The 15,147-nt window shown below is 70.7% G+C and carries 10 protein-coding genes; 6 read left to right on the forward strand and 4 right to left on the reverse strand.

Annotation, left to right across the window (positions count from 1 at the left end; translation table 11 throughout):
* Positions 1–11: 11 nt before the first annotated feature.
* Positions 12–1,589 carry an FG-GAP repeat domain-containing protein gene (locus tag ACIRDX_RS00725; RefSeq protein WP_396623477.1) on the forward strand — a complete coding sequence of 526 codons (1,578 nt, stop codon included), beginning with the start codon at positions 12–14 and terminating at the stop codon, positions 1,587–1,589.
* A gap of 127 nt (positions 1,590–1,716) precedes the next feature.
* Here the strand turns inward: ACIRDX_RS00725 and ACIRDX_RS00730 are convergent, their stop codons facing one another.
* From ACIRDX_RS00730 to ACIRDX_RS00745, 4 genes are all read right to left on the reverse strand, one after another.
* A complete protein-coding gene (locus ACIRDX_RS00730; protein ID WP_396623478.1) occupies positions 1,717–3,954 on the reverse strand; it encodes a VWA domain-containing protein in 2,238 nt (745 codons plus the stop codon).
* Between the two features lie 69 nt (positions 3,955–4,023).
* Positions 4,024–4,890 carry a sugar phosphate isomerase/epimerase family protein gene (locus tag ACIRDX_RS00735; protein WP_396623479.1) on the reverse strand — a complete coding sequence of 289 codons (867 nt, stop codon included), beginning with the start codon at positions 4,888–4,890 and terminating at the stop codon, positions 4,024–4,026.
* A 37-nt stretch (positions 4,891–4,927) separates the two neighbouring features.
* The gene (locus ACIRDX_RS00740) at positions 4,928–5,386 is read right to left on the reverse strand and encodes a BLUF domain-containing protein (RefSeq protein ID WP_396623480.1); all 459 of its coding nucleotides are present in this window, start codon (positions 5,384–5,386) and stop codon (positions 4,928–4,930) included.
* 102 nt (positions 5,387–5,488) lie between these two features.
* Positions 5,489–5,959 (reverse strand): hypothetical protein, encoded by a 471-nt coding sequence (locus ACIRDX_RS00745; protein WP_396623481.1) that lies wholly within the window; start codon positions 5,957–5,959, stop codon positions 5,489–5,491.
* Between the two features lie 23 nt (positions 5,960–5,982).
* On the opposite strand from ACIRDX_RS00745, the gene ACIRDX_RS00750 reads away from it, so the two are divergent.
* From ACIRDX_RS00750 to ACIRDX_RS00770, 5 genes are all read left to right on the forward strand, one after another.
* On the forward strand, positions 5,983–6,237 hold the full coding sequence (locus ACIRDX_RS00750) for an ASPIC/UnbV domain-containing protein (protein ID WP_396623482.1): 255 nt from the start codon (positions 5,983–5,985) through the stop codon (positions 6,235–6,237).
* Positions 6,238–6,430: 193 nt separating this feature from the next.
* Positions 6,431–9,490, forward strand: coding sequence for a tetratricopeptide repeat protein (locus ACIRDX_RS00755; protein ID WP_396623483.1), 3,060 nt, complete (start codon positions 6,431–6,433; stop codon positions 9,488–9,490).
* Positions 9,487–11,205, forward strand: coding sequence for a CRTAC1 family protein (locus ACIRDX_RS00760; protein WP_396623484.1), 1,719 nt, complete (start codon positions 9,487–9,489; stop codon positions 11,203–11,205). The genes ACIRDX_RS00755 and ACIRDX_RS00760 overlap by 4 nt, the downstream gene beginning before the upstream one ends.
* A gap of 94 nt (positions 11,206–11,299) precedes the next feature.
* A complete protein-coding gene (locus ACIRDX_RS00765) occupies positions 11,300–14,638 on the forward strand; it encodes an FG-GAP-like repeat-containing protein (RefSeq protein ID WP_396623485.1) in 3,339 nt (1,112 codons plus the stop codon).
* Positions 14,635–15,147 (forward strand): nitrilase-related carbon-nitrogen hydrolase (locus tag ACIRDX_RS00770; RefSeq protein ID WP_396623486.1); only part of this gene is annotated, 513 nt, incomplete at its 3' end. The genes ACIRDX_RS00765 and ACIRDX_RS00770, both read left to right, overlap by 4 nt.

The following is a 15,147-nucleotide window of genomic DNA, read 5'->3' on the forward strand; positions in this document are numbered from 1 at the left end:
GACTGGCAGACATGCACCCTGCACGGTCCGGGGGCGCCGCTCCTGCGCTGCGCCGATTCCTCGCCCTGACCGCGCTCGCGGGTATGGCGGCAGTCTATCCGAGCGCCCGCCCGGCGGCGACCGTGGCTGCCGCCCTGCCGGCCGACCTGCCGGTGGCCACCGAGGCCGAGGTCCAGCAGCGCTGCGGGACGGTGTGCCACAAGATGCCGCCGCCCGACATCCTGCCGCGCGCCGCCTGGCGCGACGAACTGGTGCGCATGCAGCTGATCATGGACGGCGTGCCGGAGCCCGCCGGCATGATGGGCGGGGCCACGGCGATGATCCCGCTGCCGCCCGACATGCTGCGGATCCAGCGCTTCTACGAAAAGGGCGCCCCCGAGGCCCTGCCCGCCCACGAGCCGTGGCCGGTGACGCCCGCGTCCACGACGTTCGACCGGCAGGCCGTCGGCCTGGCCGGCCGGCCAGGGCCGTCGCACCCCGCCGTGGCGAACGTCCGCCTGCTCGACCTCGACGGCGACGGCGCCTCCGAGATCGTGGCCACCGACATGCGCGCCGGGCTCGTGATGGCCGGCCCGACCACGAAGGGGGCCGCGCTGAAGGTGATCGCCGAGGTGCCGCACCCGTCGCACATCGAGCGCGTCGACCTCGACAAGGATGGCCTGCAGGACCTGCTCCTCGGCGACCTCGGCTCGTTCCAGCCGGCCGACCACACCAACGGCGGGATCGTGTGGCTGCGGCGCGCCAAGGACGGGACCTACACCCCCGTGACGCTGGCGCGCCAGCTCGGGCGCGTCGCCGACGTGCGCGCGGCCGACTTCGACGGCGACGGGGACCTCGACCTGGTGGCCGCCGTGTTCGGCTGGCGCAAGACGGGCAGCCTCCTGCTCCTCCAGAACCAGACGACCGACTGGACATCGCCGCAGTTCGTCATCGCCGAGCTCGATCGCCGGCATGGCGCGATCCACGTGCCCGTCACCGACCTCAATGGCGACGGCAAGCCCGACATCGTGGTGCTGTTCGCGCAGGAGCACGAGACGGTCGCGGCGCTGATCAACGCGGGCAACGGCACCTTCCGCACCGAGACGATCTTCGCGGCGCCGCACCCGAACTGGGGCTCATCGGGCATCGAGCTCGTCGACATGGACAAGGACGGCGACCTCGACGTGCTGCACACGCACGGCGACACGTTCGACGACTTCATCCTGAAGCCGTACCACGGCGTGACCCTGCTCGAGAACCGCGGCAGCTTCCCGTACACGCCCAGGCCGATCGCCGCGCTCCCGGGCGCACACCGGGCGATGGCCGCCGACTTCGACGGCGACGGCGACCTCGACATCGCCGCCGCGGCGATGGTGGCGGGCGGGGGTGGCCCGGCCGAGGCCACGCTTCCGGGCGTGGTGTGGCTCGAGCAGACGGCGCCGGGGACCTGGGCGCGGCACCCGATCAGGATCGGCACGCCCTCGTACGCCACGCTCGACGTCGGCGACATCGACCGCGACGGGCGCCCGGATCTCGTCGTCGGCGCCTTTGCGTTCGGCCCCACGATGGACAGCGTGGTCGACGTGTGGCGGAACAAGAAGGCGCGCTGAGCGCCATTCCGGAATTGCAGACGTTCAGACGTTCAGAATTTCAGCACCGCCACTGGCCTACCACCAGCCTGATTCGAGCTGCCGATGCAGATGATGAAATTCTGCGATTCTGAACGTCTGTAATTCCCTACTGTCCTTCGACCCTGAACGTCGCCGTCTTGCTGTCGCTGCCGCGGGCATCCTCGACCATCACGCGCAGCTGGTACACGCCCCCGGGCAGGGCGTCGATGGGAATGCGCTGCAGCTGCGGCACCCGCCCCGTCGCGTCGAACGCGGCCAGCGTGATGGGCAGCGCGCTGACCACGTGCCCCTGGGACAACAGCTCGAGGCGTGCGGCCGTTGTGGTGCCGGGCCGCCCATACGCCGTGAAGAAGAACGCGAGCTCTCCGTCGGCCTTCGTGCGCACCGGCACGCCGACGTCCGGGTACAACAACAGGTCGCCGACATAGAGCGGGTTCTTGTCGTCGCGGTCGCCTGCCGCCACCTGCTCGGCGCGGCGGACGATCACGACGCTGCTCACTCGCGCATGCGTCGACTCTGGCGACGGCACGGTGACCGTCGAGATGCGGGCACTGCTGCGCTTCGCCTTCGCGTCGTACACCATCGCCTCGACGCTGTACGCACCGGGGAGCAACTCCGGCTGCCGGTAGAACAGGATCTCGCCCGTGCGTGCCGACTCGAGTTCATCGAGCCGGCCCGAGAGCAGGTACTGCTGGCTGGTCTTGTAGGCGACGCGCCCGCGCGTGTCGCGCACGCGCACCACGACGACCGCCTCGGCGGCGTAGGTGCCCTGGCCCGCGTCGCGGTCGTACGTGAGGGCGTTGGTCTGGACTGCCACCAGGATCGGCGTCAGGCCCGGACGCGCGGCCTCGGGAAACGACATGCCGCCGGCGCGAATCGGGAAGGCGTTGGGCAGCGGCGTCTGGTCGAGGGCGGCCAGCGGCACGCTCTCGTAGCCGAGGATCGGCATCGGGCTGAGCGAGCGGACGGCGAAATAACCGCGCCGCGCGAACACGCGCAGGCCCGGCCGCTTCACCTTGACGTCGATTTCGCGGAACTGCCCGTCGAACTGCTGGTTGGACGGCGCATACGTCAGCACGTAGTGGAAGCGCATGTCCTCGTCGATGCGCTTGAAGGCCGACTGCAGGTTGTTGGTGTCGCGCACCAGGAAGCCGCCGGTGTCGCGCGCGAGGTCGCCGAGCCCGGTGTGCGGGTCCATCCGCAGCATGTCCTCGTTGCGCTCGAGCACGCGCAACAACGACCCGGTGATCGGCAACGATCCCGACTCGTTCTGCACGATGCGGTCGATGCCGGCGGCCGTCATCTCGCGCTGCACGTCGCCGACGGTGCTCTCGGCGCGCAGCCCGGAGGCGTCCACCGTGTAGATCGTCACGTTGGCCCGGTTGGCCGTGTCGACCACCGAGCGGAATGCCGCCTGGGCCGCCGGCGGCACGGCCAGGCCTTCCGAGAAGAACACGATGGTCTTGCGGCCGGGTGTGTCCTGCAGGCTGGCCACCACCGACAGCAACGCGTTGGTGGTGCTGTAGCCCTGCTGCTCGCGCTCGAGCGTGTCGAACATCTCGAGCATCCGGCTCTCCATCCGGTTCTGCGCGAGCTCGACCTCGATGCTGCCGATGGCCTGCGTGCCGGTCGGGCCCGGGTTGCCCCGGTTGGCCGTCACGGTGGCGGTGAGCTGCGGCCCGAGCACCTGCCTCCGTTCCTGCAGCTCGACGATGCGCCGGTCGCGACGCTGGAACTGCGACGCGTTCAGCCCGCCGATGCGCTGCAGGCCGGCACGCACGGCGGCCGGGTCGCGCGTGAAGGGCTGCACCAGGTTCACCTGCAGGTCGATGGCGAAGATGCCCATGGCGTCCGGCAGCACCCGCGCGTTCATCGGGATGCCGTTCAGCGCCGCCTGCTGAGCGAGGGTGCGGTTGTCCGACGACAGGCGGTCGAACACGAGCGCCGTGAGGCCGGCCTCGGCCGACACCTCCGGCGTGGCGCCGCCCGGCCCCGTCGCGGCCAGGTCGATGCGGGTCGTGCCGTCGCGCTTCCGCGCGGCCACGGCAATGCCCTCGCCCCGGTTCGCCACCGAGAACGAGCCGATCGACTGCCGCAGCCTGTCTTCGTACAGGTCGAAGTCTTCAGGGCCGAGGTCGGTGACCGGCTGGCCCTTGCCGTCGCGCACGACGACGTCGACCACGATGGCCGTGGAGGTGGTCTCGAAACGGGAGGACTTGTCGCTGGCGCCGTCCGGGCCGCCCGGATAGCCGGGGTTGGGGCGCGTCTGCGCCCACACCCCGGCCGACAGGAGGACCGCGAAGGCCGCGACCAGGGTCCGTCGACGAAGGGGGGTGGGTGGCATGAACTCCTCACCAGAAGGCGCGCCAACGGCGCGGTGGGACACCGCGCCCTACCTGTTCGACGCGTGAACCTACGCCAGGGCCGCAGCGACCCCGCGCATGTACGAGAGCGACTCCATCATGCCCGGGACCGGGTCGTCGGCCTTGATCTCGTACTCGAGCGACACGTGGCCGGCAAACCTCGTCCGCACCAGTTCCTTGAACACGCCGACGACCGGCAGGATCCCCCGGCCGACTTCGACCTGGCTGTCCTTGTTGGTCCCGTCGGTCAGGTCCTTGATGTGCAGGTCGAGCAGGCGCGGGCCCGCCGCCGCCACGGCCTTCACCACATCGGCGCCGGCGCGCGTCGCGTGCCCGATGTCCATGCACACGCCCATGCGCGGATCGCGCGTGTCGATCTTCTTCAGCACGTCGGAGGGCGCCGGCCACCAGGGATCCTCGGTGCCGTGATTGTGGATGGCGGCCTTGATGTCGAACTCCTTGACCATCTTCTCGAGGAGGTCGAGCGTGTCGGGCGCCGGCGAGCACACCACGAGCGGCATGCCGGCCGCCTTGGCGTACTCGAAGTCCTTGCGCATCGCGACCTCGTCGGCCGTCTTCCACGTCAGCGTGCCGCCGCCCATGATCGCGATGCCGGCGTCCTCGAACTCCTTGCGCGCGGTGCGGATCTGCTCGGGCGAGTCGGTGCGCGCCAGGTGCACGTCCTTGATGGTGACGTACTTCACGTTGAGCTGCTTCAGCGCCGCGATGGCCTTGTCGCGCGGGAACTTGCGCAGGGAGTACGACGCGACGCCGATCTTCAGGGGCAGCGGCTTCGGGGTCGTCGACTGCGCGAGGGCCGTGCCGCTCGCGGCCAGCGACCCGAGGGGTGCGGCAGCGGCAAGACCGGCGAGTTGGAGCATCGAGCGACGGGAGAGGACGGAGGACGACGAGGACACGGGCACTCCTTGATGAGCAACGACGAGCCGACAGGGCTCAGGACAAATCAGGCAATCTGCCGGGAACAGTGGCCGAGGCCTGCGCCTTGAACTCCCGCAGGAGCTCCAGCGCGACCGCATTGGCCAGCACCGGCCCGGAACCACGCGGTAACGACGCCACGATGCGATCGAACCTGTCGCGGGCGAGGTCGCCGGCCTGGTCGACGTTCAGCAGCCCCATCGCCCAGCCGTCGAACAGGCGCTGCGCAATGGGCCCGTCGAGCAGCAGGTCGATGTCGGTGTGCCGCGCGTCGTGCACGATCCGGTCGAACGTCAGCACCAGCGGCTGCCGCCGGCCCTCGAGCAGTTGCAGGAAGTGGCCGCGACCGTACAACAACAAGCCCGTCAGCCCGTCCGGCGCGTTGCGTCGGCGCGAGACCTCGGCCAGGCGGTCGAGCTCCTCCGGCGTCCAGTCCAGACGCGACCGGCTGACGTACAGCATGTGCGACAGCGCCATCGGGGTATGTCCGGAGGATACCCCAGCCGAATGCCGTGCGACAGGCGCCCTCCAGGGTCACCCGCTGGCGGTCGGGCCAGCGGGACGGGTCGGGGCGATTGGCTACGGCACCACCGTGACGCGCGCCGAGCGGTTGACCGCGACGCTCCCGGCCTGCACGGCGACGCGGATCTCGTAGCTCCCGGGGTCGAGCGCGTCGATGGGCAGGCGGCCGATCTGCCGGATCACGCCGTCGGCGCCGGCGGCATCGAGCGTCAGGGGCGCCTGGCCCATCACCTGCCCGCTCTTCACCAACGCCATCGTCGCGCCGGTCACGGCGGCCTTGCCGGGCACGACCGTGAAGGCGAACGCCACTTCCCTGGTCGCCGCCTTCGAGAGCGACTCGCCGATGTTCGGGTACAGCAGCGTGTCGCCGAAGTACAGCGGGTTGGTGGCATCGCGCTCGGCCTGCGGCACCTTCTCGGCGCGCTGCACGATGAGGAGGCTGCTCACGCGCACCGGGGAGGCCGTCGCGGCGGGGACCTCGAGGCTGCTGATGCGCACGCTCGACTTCGCCGTGTGCGTGTCGTACATGGGTCGGCCTGTCGCTGCAGGGCGTGACCTGCAACCGCGACGCGATCGGTGCCCGCATCAGCTGGTCGGTCGGCGGCAAGGTGACGCGCCGCTTCAAGACCGGTGGCGGCAGCTACCTCTCCGCGCACGACCCCCGCGAGATCCTCGGCCTCGGCACCGCCACGCAGGTCGATTGGGTGGAGATCGCCTGGCCCGCCCCGAGCACCCGGGTCGACCGCCTCACCACCGTCAAGGTCGACGCGTACCAGAAGGTCGTCGAGGGCCAGGGGATCGTCTAGCCTTCGGCCTTCGGCCTTGGGGCTTGGGCCTTCGGCCTTGGGGCTTGGGGCTTGGGGCTTGGGCATGAGTCATGAGTCATGAGTCATGAATGTGCCTTTGAATGCGCCCACTAGTGCATTCAGGTGACCCGGCCGTCGCTCGACCGCCGGTACTCTGACGGTTCCGGCGTTTCTCGCCACTCCAGAGTTCCTGATGACTGCACAGATCGCGTCTGGGCGGCGAGCGTGGTGGCTCGCCGGCTTCTTCCTCCTGCTGCTCAACAGCGCCTACCTGGGCGCCTTCGCCACCGCATCAGGCTTCTACTACGCGCAGGTCGTGGCGCACGTGATCGGCGGTGTGGTGCTCGGCGCGACCGCCGTGCGCCATGTCGCGCGGCACCGTGCGATCCCGGAAGGCTGGGGCGTCGCCGCCGGCCCGCTGGCCGTGGCGCTCGCGACCGGCCTCGCGCTCTCCTGGACCGGCGCCACGCGCCCGTATCGCGGGCTGCTGTACACGCACGTCGCCGCCTCGGTGCTCGGCGCGTTGCCCATCCTGTTCTGGCTGCTCGCGCGGGCGGGACGTGCCGGGGCGCCGTCGTTGCCGGGCGCCGCGCCCGGCCGCAGCGCCCTGCTGATGCGCGCCGCCGTCCTCGTCACGCTGCTCGCGATGGTCGGATCCATCGTGTACGTGAGCCGCTACGGCGCCGTGCGACGCCAGGCGTTCCGCATCACCAATCCGTCGGTGGTTCCCACCTCGATGCAGGAAGAAGGCGCCGGGCCCTCCAGCCCGTTCTTCCCCTCCTCGTCCAACACCAGCCGCAACGGGATCATCCCGGCCAACTTCTTCATGACCAGCGACACCTGCGCACGCTGCCACAAGGAGATCGCCGAGGAGTGGAACGAGTCGGCCCATCACTTCAGCTCGTTCAACAACCAGTGGTACCGCAAGTCGATCGAGTACATGCAGGACGTGGTCGGCACCAAGCCGTCCAAGTGGTGCGCCGGCTGCCACGACCACGCGGTCTTCTTCAACGGCCGCTTCGACACGCCGATCAAGCAGCAGATCAACACGCCGGAAGCGCAGAACGGCCTCGGCTGCACGTCGTGCCACGCCATCACGCATGTCGGCAGCACGATGGGCAACGGCGACTTCCTGATCGAGTACCCGCCGCTGCACGACCTGGCCGTGAGCAAGCAGCCGCTGCTGCAGTGGGCCCACGACAAGCTGCTCGAGCTCGATCCGCAGCCGCATCGCGAGACCTTCATCAAGCCGTTCATGACCGAGCAGACGCCGGAGTTCTGCAGCAGCTGCCACAAGGTGCACCTGGACACGCCGGTGAACGGCTACCGCTGGATCCGCGGCTTCAACGACTACGACAACTGGCAGGCCTCGGGCGTGTCGGGGATGGGCGCGCGCGCCTTCTACTACCCGGCCAAGTCGCAGGGCTGCGGCGACTGCCACATGCCGCGCGTCGCCTCGACCGATCCGGCGGCCAAGGACGGCCAGCACAAGAGCCACCGCTTCGCCGCCGCCAACACCGCCCTGCCCTTCGTGAACGGGCACGGCAAGCAGTTGCAGGCCGTGCAGACGTTCCTGAAGGACGGCGCCGTGACGATCGACGTCTTCGGCCTCGTGCGCACGCCGGCGGCCGAGGCGAGCGAGGAACGCCAGATCGCCGGCGGTGAGCCGCGCCTGAACAGCACGTTCGCGGTCGGCGAGGAGTCGGCGAGCTTCGGCGCGAGCACGGCCGTCACCACCGCGCCGGTCACCGTGGTCGCCCCGATCGACGCCGTGAAGCCGGCCGTGAAGCGAGGCGAGTCGGTGCGCCTCGAGGTGGTGGTCCGCACGCGCAAGGTCGGGCACTTCTTCCCGGGCGGCACGGTCGACGCCTTCGATGTCTGGGTGGAGCTCGAGGCCGTCGACAGCAAGGGCCGCACGATCCTGCACAGCGGCAAGGTGGCCGATGGCGGGAAGGGCCCCGTGGAGCCGGGCGCGCACTTCTATCGCAGCCTGCAGCTCGACGGCGAGGGCAACCCGATCAACAAGCGCAACGCGTGGGCGACGCGCTCGGTGGCGTACGTGCGCCTGATCCCGCCTGGCGCGGCCGACACGATCCACTACCGCCTGAACGTCCCGGCCGATGCCGGCGACACGATCACGCTCAAGGCGAAGGTGAACTACCGCAAGTTCCAGTGGTGGGGCACGCAGTGGTCGTTCCGCGGCATGCGCGATCCGGCGCACAAGGACTTCCGCCTCGGCCCGGCCGTCGACAACGGGCGATGGCTGCTCACCGGCGACCCGTCCACCGTGTCGGGCCCCATGAAGCAGACCCCCGACCTGCCGATCACGGTGATGGCCGAGGCCACCACGACGCTGCGCGTCGTGGACGCGACGGCGGTGCTGCCGGCCGATGCGCCCGTCGTGAGCAAGGCCGTGCGCGAGCGCTGGAACGACTACGGCATCGGGCTGCTGCTGCAGGGCGACCTGAAGGGCGCCGAGGCCGCCTTCCTGAAGGTGACGCAGGCCGAGCCGGGCTACGCCGACGGCTGGGTGAACGTCGCACGTGCCCGCATCAACGAGGGCAACATCGACGGCGCCGCGGAGATGCTGGGCCAGGCGCTCAAGATCAACCCGACGCTGGCCAAGACACACTTCTTCCTCGGCCAGGCGGCCAAGACGCTCGGGCGCTACGACGAGGCCCTCACCCACCTGCGCGAGGCCGCACGGCAGTACCCGCGCGATCGCGTCGTGCGCAACCAGCTCGGGCGCGTGCTGTTCCTGAAGCGGCAGTATCCCGAGGCCGTCGCCGAGTTCAAGGCGGCCCTCGACGTCGACCCCGAGGACCTGCAGGCGCACTACAACCTGATGCTCTGCTACCAGGGCATGGGCAAGCCCGACCTCGCGGCGCGCGAGCGCACGCTCTACGAGCGCTTCAAGGCCGACGAGTCCGCGCAGGCGATCACCGGGCCGTTCCGCCAGCTGCACCCCGACGACAACAACGAGCGCCAGAGCGTGCACGAGCACCGCGATGCGTCACCGTTCGATTACGGTGTGCCAGCACCGCCGACCGTGCCGGCCGCCGCCGTGGCACGCGCGGGCCAGCCCGCGACGTCCGCGACACGCGTCGCCCGCGTCCCGGCCGGCCGTCCCGCCGGGTCGACCGCTCCAGTTCCTGCCCGCGCGGCCGGCGAACCTGCCACGCCAGGGCCGGTCCGGCGCCCCGCGCCCGCTGCCGACCGTCGCTCCACGACCGCCGAGATCTCGCCCCGATGACGCGCACGCACGTTCTCGCCCTCACGCTGGCGGCCACCGTGGCCGCCGGCCTCGCTCCCACCCTGCTCGCCCAGGCGGGCAAGGCCGCGCCGACGCCGGCCGCGAAGGCCGGGCCGATCGCCTTCACCGACGTCACGGCCTCGTCCGGTATCGCGTTCCGGCACACCAGCGGCGCCTTCGGCAAGAAGTACCTGCCCGAGACCATGGGCGCCGGCGTCGTCGTGATCGACGTCGACAACGACGGCCGACAGGACCTGTACTTCGCCAACGGCAAGGCCTGGCCGGGACGTCCGCCGGCCCGCGCACTCCCGGCCCTGTACCGGAATGCGGGTGGCGGGAAGTTCACCGACGTCACGCGCGCCGCCGGCCTCGCCGTGGAGATGTACGGCATGGGCGCGGCGGCGGGCGACTACGACAACGACGGCTTCACCGACCTGTTCGTGACGGCGCTCGGCGGGAACCGGCTCTACCGCAACACGGGCAAGGGCACCTTCGAGGACGTGACGGCACGGGCGGGTGTCGGCCGTGCCGGCTTCTCCACCAGCGCCGCCTGGGTCGACTACGACAAGGACGGACGCGTCGACCTCATCGTCGCCAACTACGTGCAGTGGCAGATCGAGAAGGACCTCTACTGCACGCTGGACGGCAAGACGAAGTCGTACTGCACGCCCGAGAGCTACAAGGGCGACACGCCGTTCCTGTTCCGCAACAACGGCAACGGCACCTTCGAGGACGTGACGAAGAAGGCCGGCCTGCACGACCCGACCAGCAAGGGCCTCGGCATCGGTCTCATCGACTTCAACGCCGACGGCTGGCTCGACGTCTTCATCGCCAACGACACGCAGCCGAACCGGCTGTACCGCAACACCGGCAAGGGCGGCTTCGTGGACGAGGCCGTGACGGCCGGCGTCGCCTTCAACGAGGCGGGCATGGCGCGCGCGGGCATGGGCGTCGACGCCGCCGACTTCGACGGGTCGGGCCGCTTCGGGCTGCTGGTCGGCAACTTCTCGAACGAGATGCTGTCGCTCTACCGCAACGAGGGCAACGGCCTGTTCATCGACGATGCGCCGACGTCGAGCCTGGGCCGCGAGTCGCTGCTCTCGCTCACCTTCGCGTGCTTCTTCTTCGACGCCGACAACGACGGCTGGGTGGACATCTTCACCGCCAACGGCCACGTCGCCGACGACATCAGCCGCGTCCAGCCGAAGGTGACCTACGCGCAGCCGGCGCACCTGTATCGCAACGCCGGCAAGGGCCGGTTCTCCAACGTGGCGGCGGGGATCCCGGCGCTCGCGCAGCCGGTGGTGGCGCGGGGCGCCGCAACGCTGGACATGGACAACGACGGCGACCAGGACCTCGTCGTGACGGTCAACAACGGGCCGGCGCGCGTGCTGCGCAACGACTCGAAGGGCGGCCGGGCCCTGCGCCTGGCGCTGACCGGCGCGCGCACCAACCGCTCCGCCATCGGCGCGCAGGTGCGCGTCACGGTGGGGGGCGCCACGCGCCTCGCCATGGTCAAGTCCGGCTCCAGCTATCTCTCGCAGAGCGAGCTGCCGCTCACCTTCGGCCTCGGATCGGCGTCCAAGGTGGAGCAGGTGGAGATCCGGTGGCCCGGAGGCCAGGTGGATCGGCTCGGCCCGCAGGATGGCGGCCAGACGCTGTATGTGACCGAGGCGAAGGGCGTCACGCGCAAGGTGCCGTTCACACGCCCGTAGGCGCCGGACTTGTCCGGCGCGCTCACTCAGAGAAGGACCACTGACCGTCGCGCAAGCGCGACGGCCACGAACCACCGCCGACGGCTACACACACATGACGCGCATACTCACGGTTCTCGCCAGCCTGGTCACTCTCGGCGTCGTCATCACGGCGCAGACGCCCGCACCGCCGTCGCGCGAGGTGCGCGAGCGCGCGTGGCAGGCCAACAACATCGGCGTCGCGTATCTCGAGCAGTTCAACCACGCCAAGGCGGCGACGCAGTTCGAGGCCGCGCTGGGCATCGACCCGACCCTCGTGCCGGCCCGCGTGAACCTGGCCATCGCGCGCCTGTACGAACCCGACCTGGCGGCGGCCCTCAAGGAGGGCACGGCGGCAGCCACGTCCCCGGGCGCGCCACCGCATGCCGACTTCGTGCTCGGCCTCATCGCCCGCCAGGAGAACCGCGAAGACGACGCGCTTGCCGCGTTCCGTCGCGTGTTGCAGGTCGATCCAGACGATGTCGCATCGCTCGTGAACGTCGGCCAGTTGTTGGTGCAGCGTCGCGCGTATGCCGAGGCGGTGCCGGTGTTCACGAAGGCCGTCGAACTCGAGCCGTACAACGTGTCGGCCCTGTACAACCTCGCGGTGGCGCAGACGCGCGCCGGACAGCGGGAGCTTGGCGCCGAGACGACCAAGAAGTTCCAGGCCCTGCGCGAGACCGGGTACGGCACCACATATTCCAACGCCTATCTGGAGCAGGGCCGCTACGCCGAGGCCATCCTGTCGACCGGCGCCGAGGCGGAGTTCGCAGCCCCCGCGCCCGCACTCGCCTATGCACCCAGGCCGCTCTCGTTCGGCCAGGCGTCGCCATCGGCACTGGCGGCGGGCGATCTCGACCGCGACGGCAGGCCTGACCTGGTCGCGGTCACCGACACGGCCTTCGAGGTGTACGCGGCCCCGGGCTCGACCGCGCCCACACGGTCGTTCACGGCGGCGTGGTCGACACCGGGCCTTGGGGCGCGCGGCGCGGTGATTGCCGACGTCGACAACGACGGCAAGGCCGATGTGCTCGTGCACGGGCGTGGGGGCGTCGCGCTGTGGCGCCAGACCGCCGGGCAGGGCGGGGCGCCGTTCGGCTTCGAGGACGTCACGAAGGCCGCTGGCATCGCCACGAGCCTCGACGTCCGCACGGCTGCGCTCGTGGATCTGGACCACGACGGCGATGCCGACGCACTGCTCGGCGGCGCGACGCGCGACGGCGGCGGTCCGGCCCCGCTGGCGGCGTGGCGCAACAACGGCGACGGCACGTTCACGGACATCAGCGCGAGCGCGCTGCCCGGCCAGGTGCCGCTCGTGGCGCGCGCACTTGTGCCGACCGACGTCGATCTCCGCCGCGACATCGACGTGCTCGTGCTGGGCGAGGACGGCGCCATCCGGCTCTGGCGCAACATGCGCGACGCCTCCTTCCGCGAGATGTCGGCCGCCGTCGGGCTCGACGCGCTGCCACCGGCCTCGGCGATCGCTGTGGGCGACGCCACCAAGGACGGCTTCCCCGACATCGCCGTGAGCGCGAAGACCGCCACGAGCGTGCTCGCAGTGGGCGCGTCGAACAACCGCTTCACGGCGCGGCCGCTCGCCGCGCTGCCGGGCGGCGCCGCCGCGGCGCAGATGGTCGACGCCGACAACGACGGCCTGCTCGACATCGTGTCGGTCCTGGCCGACGGCGTGCACGTCGCCCGACAGGCGGCCGGCGGGGCCTTCGAGGACGCCTCGGCCCGGGCTGGACTGCCACGGTCTGCTGCTGGCGACGCGCAGGCCGGCCTCCTGCTGCTCGATGCCGATCGCTCGGGGTCGATGGACATCCTGGTGACGCGCGGCGGCGCCGCGACCCTGATGGTGGCCTCCGGCACGGCGCCGGCGTTCCGCGTGACGCTGCAGGGGCAGGTGAGCAACCGCAGCGGGCTCGGCGCCAAGGTCGAGATGCGCGCCGGCAGCCTGTCGCAGAAGCTCGAGACCTCCGCGTCTTCCCCGGCCGCAGCCCCGGCCGACCTGCTGTTCGGCCTCGGCACGCGCCCGGCGCCCGATGTGGTGCGCGTGTTGTGGCCAGCCGGCATCGTGCAAGCCGAGGCACTCGCGGCCGACGTGCAGAAGGCGGCAAGCCTCGAGGTCGTCGAACTCGACCGCAAGCCATCGTCGTGCCCGTATCTGTACACGTGGACGGGCGATCGCTTCGAGTTCGTCACCGACTTCCTCGGCGGCGGCGAGATGGGCTACCAGCTCGCGCCCGGCGTGTTCAACACGCCCGATCCGGAGGAGTTCGTGCGCATCCGCGGCGACCAGCTGAAGCCGCGCGACGGCCGGTACGAGCTGCGCGTGACCAACGAGCTCGAGGAAACCCTGTTCATCGATCACCTGTCGCTGATGGCGGTCGATCACCCGGCGGGCACGGACGTCTTCCCGCTGGAGGGCATGGTGTCGACGCCGCAGGCGGGCCTTCGCTACGCCGTCGTGCGAGATCGTCGGGCGCCGGCGCGCGTCCTCGATGCTGCCGGACACGAGGCCACGCCAGCCGCGGCGCGCGTCGATCGACGGTTCGTCGATGGTCTGCCGCTCCTGCCGATCCGCGGCTACGCGAAGCCCCACGCCATGACGGTGGACCTCGGCGCCGGAACACCTGCGACGGGCACCGTGCTGCTGCTCACCGGCTGGACCGACTATGCGTTCTCCAGCGACAACATCGCGGCGCACCAGGCAGGCCACCAGCTCCATCCGCCGTCGTTGCAGGTGAAGGACGCGCGCGGCCAGTGGCAGACCGTCGTCGCGGAGATCGGCATCCCGGTCGGTCGCCCGCAGACGGTGGTCGTGGATCTCTCGGGCACGTTCCTGTCGGCCAGCCGCGAGGTGCGCATCGCGACGACGATGCGCGTGTACTGGGATCAGGTCGAGGTCGCGACGCGTGTGGACGACGTGTCGCCGGTGGTCACGCGGGCGCCGGCTGCCGCCGCCGACCTGCGCTGGCGCGGCTTCTCGGAGGCCGTGACGCCTGACGAACCGCTGGCGTTCGATTACGCGAAGGTGACACCGCACTCCCCGTGGAAGCAGATGCCTGGCCGCTACACGCGCGAGGGCGATGTGCGTGGGCTGCTCGACGGCGTGGACGACCGCTTCGTCGTGTCGCGCCCGGGCGACGAGGTGGCGCTGTCCTTCGAGGCCGGGCGGATGCCGGCGCTGCGGTCGGGCTGGACGCGGACGTTCCTGCTGCACGGCGACGGCTACAGCAAGGAGATGGACATCAACTCCGCCAGCCCTGATCAGGCGTGGCCGCTGCCCTCGCACTCGATGACGCAGTACCCGGCGCCGGCCTCGCCGCTCGACGAGCCGGCGTGGTTCACGCAGTACAACACGCGCGTGGTGGGCCGACAGGTGCCGCGCCTCGCTGGCCTGCCGCGGTGAGTGTGTCGCGCCTGCGGTACGCGGTGGCCGCGTGCCAGACCGACCTGCCGTGCCCACGCACGCGCGCCGACATGCGCCACAACACCGATCGCATCGTCGAGATGATCGACGCGGCGGTGGTGGGCAGCCAGCCGTTCCTGCCGGTGCGGCTGGTGGTGTTCCCGGAGTTCGCGCATGCCGCGCCGGCGTATCCCGGCGTCGAGGCGTTGATCGAGCACCTGGCGGTCGAGATCCCGAACGAGCACACCGAGCGGCTGCAGGCGCGGGCGCGGCGACACGACATCTACATCCAGAGCGGGTCGATGCTGGAGGTCGATCCACGGTGGCCCGGCGTGGTGTTCAACACCACCTGCCTGATCGGCCCCGACGGCATCCTGTCGAAGTACCGCAAGGTGAACCCCTGGATTCCGTTCGAGGTGCACGCCAGTCCGCACGACCTCGAGGGCTACGACGAGCCGCTGTTCCCGGTCGTCGACACCCCCATCGGCAAGCTCGGGTGCGCCATCTGC

The sequence above is a fragment of the Luteitalea sp. genome (assembly GCF_044337415.1).
In the GTDB taxonomy this organism is placed as follows: domain Bacteria; phylum Acidobacteriota; class Vicinamibacteria; order Vicinamibacterales; family Vicinamibacteraceae; genus Luteitalea.